This is a genomic window from uncultured Mucilaginibacter sp. (genome assembly GCF_903893715.1).
In the GTDB taxonomy this organism is placed as follows: domain Bacteria; phylum Bacteroidota; class Bacteroidia; order Sphingobacteriales; family Sphingobacteriaceae; genus Mucilaginibacter.
In genome coordinates, this window is the sequence record NZ_CAITNG010000085.1 from 1 (window position 1) to 2,143 (window position 2,143).

Sequence of the window (2,143 nt, forward strand, 5' to 3'; positions counted from 1 at the left end):
AAGTAACCCGCATTGTTTACAGCGACTATTGAGCGGTACTAACGTTGCATCAAACGTGCAACATATTTTCCTATAATATCAAATTCGAGGTTTACAACGCTGCCTTCTTTTACCTGTTGCAGATTGGTATGCTCGAAGGTGTAGGGTATTATGGCTACGGAGAAATAATCGGGCCCGGAGTTGACCACCGTAAGGCTGATGCCATTGACGCATACAGAGCCTTTCTCCACCGTTACATTGCCAAAGGAAGCGTCGTATTGGAATTGATACTCCCAACTGCCTAGCAAGGTTTTAAAAGAAGTGCAGGAGGCGGTCTGGTCAACGTGCCCTTGAACGATATGCCCATCAAGCCTTGCATTCATTTGCATACAGCGCTCCAGATTGACGAGGCTACCAACGGTTAGCTGCCCTAGGTTGGTTTTGCTAAGGGTTTCCGCTATCGCAGTTACAGTATGTGTACCGTCAGCTATCGCGACAACGGTTAGGCAAACGCCGTTATGCGCCACCGACTGGTCTATCTTCAACTCGTTTGATATGGCTGAAGCAACGGTAATGTGTAAATTGCCTTTATCATGTTGCAAATGGGTAACGTTGCCCAATGTTTCAATTATCCCTGTAAACATATAATTTTATATAGGATGGCAATTATGAAATCTGCTTCCTGTTTTTTACCCAATTTGATGTATCTGAGTTCGCAACAGTGGCTGCATGACTAGTGTTCTTTGCCGTGTTAAGCAAGCCCCCCATTATCAAAGCCGCTATGTTAGCTTCATCGGCACTTGCATTTTTCAATACCGATGGTTTGAAATATTTTTTTACAAAATGGGTATCAAAATTGCCGCTTGTAAATGCCTCATGTTGCATTACAAATTTGCCAAAGCCGAGTGTTGTGGTTATGCCGGTTATCTGGTATTCATCTATGGCACGCACCATGCGCTCTATGGCTTCGGTACGGTCTTTACCATAGGTGATGAGCTTGGCTATCATCGGGTCGTAATAAATCGGGATTTCCATACCTTGCTCAAAGCCATCATCAACCCTAACACCAGGTCCTTTTGGAGTTTTATAGGTTTGGAGTGTACCGATGTCGGGTAAAAAGTCATTGGTGGGGTCTTCGGCATACACGCGCAATTCCATCGCATGGCCCTTTATAGTGAGGTCTTCCTGCTTGAAACTCAATGCTTCGCCCCTCGCTATGTTTATCTGTTCTTTGACGAGGTCGATACCTGTTATCAGTTCGGATACGGGGTGCTCCACCTGCAAGCGGGTGTTCATTTCCAAAAAGTAGAAGTTGAGGTTGTCGTCCATGATAAACTCAACTGTTCCGGCACCTGTATAGTTCACAGACCGGGCGACATCGACGGCACATTTACCCATTTGTGCGCGGAGTTCGGGTGTTAGTATGGATGATGGTGCTTCTTCTACCACTTTTTGATGTCGGCGTTGAACCGAGCAATCGCGTTCGAAAAGATGGACAATATTGCCGTGTGTGTCGCCAAGTACCTGTATCTCGATGTGGCGTGGTGAGGAGACGTAACGTTCAATAAATACCGAGCCATCGCCAAAAGCTGAGGTTGCTTCGGATACGGCCAATGCCATTTGCTCTTCAAAAGCGTCTGCGCTTTCTACTATGCGCATACCCTTACCTCCGCCACCTGCTGCGGCTTTGATTAGGATTGGAAAGCCGACTTCGGACGCTCTTTTTTTTGCTTCAGCAACATCGGTGATGGCTTCTTCTGTACCGGGCACCATCGGGATATTATATTGAAGGGCTGCTGCTTTAGCTGATAGTTTGTTGCCCATTATCTCCATGGCATCGGGAGATGGGCCGACCAGTATCAAGCCTGCCTCACGCACCTGCCGGGCGAAGGCAGCGTTCTCTGATAAAAACCCATAGCCGGGATGGATAGCTTCGGCACCTGTTTTGCGGCAGGCTTCGATAATTTTATCGCCAACAAGGTACGATTGGTTTGATGGTGTCGGACCAATATTGACAGCCTCATCAGCATAGCGGACGTGAAGTGCGTGCACATCGGCATCAGAGTAAACAGCGACTGTTTTGATGCCCATTTCGCGGGCCGAACGCATTACCCTAAGGGCAATTTCACCGCGATTAGCTACCAATAATTTTTTCATGAAAACA

At 47.1% G+C, this 2,143-nt stretch carries 2 protein-coding genes; both read right to left on the bottom strand.

What is annotated here, in order from left to right:
* Positions 1-38: 38 nt before the first annotated feature.
* Positions 39-623 carry a riboflavin synthase gene (locus QZX97_RS09945; RefSeq protein ID WP_295652542.1) on the bottom strand — a complete coding sequence of 195 codons (585 nt, stop codon included), beginning with the start codon at positions 621-623 and terminating at the stop codon, positions 39-41.
* Positions 624-645: 22 nt separating this feature from the next.
* Entirely contained in the window at positions 646-2,136 is a 1,491-nt protein-coding gene (gene accC / locus QZX97_RS09950; protein WP_295652544.1) for an acetyl-CoA carboxylase biotin carboxylase subunit, read from the bottom strand.
* Positions 2,137-2,143: the final 7 nt, after the last annotated feature.

Excerpts from the sequence above, each read along its gene's own strand:
- QZX97_RS09945 (WP_295652542.1), bottom strand. The coding sequence starts at position 623 with ATGTTTACAGGGATAATTGAAACATTGGGCAACGTTACCCATTTGCAA.
- accC (WP_295652544.1), bottom strand. The coding sequence starts at position 2,136 with ATGAAAAAATTATTGGTAGCTAATCGCGGTGAAATTGCCCTTAGGGTA.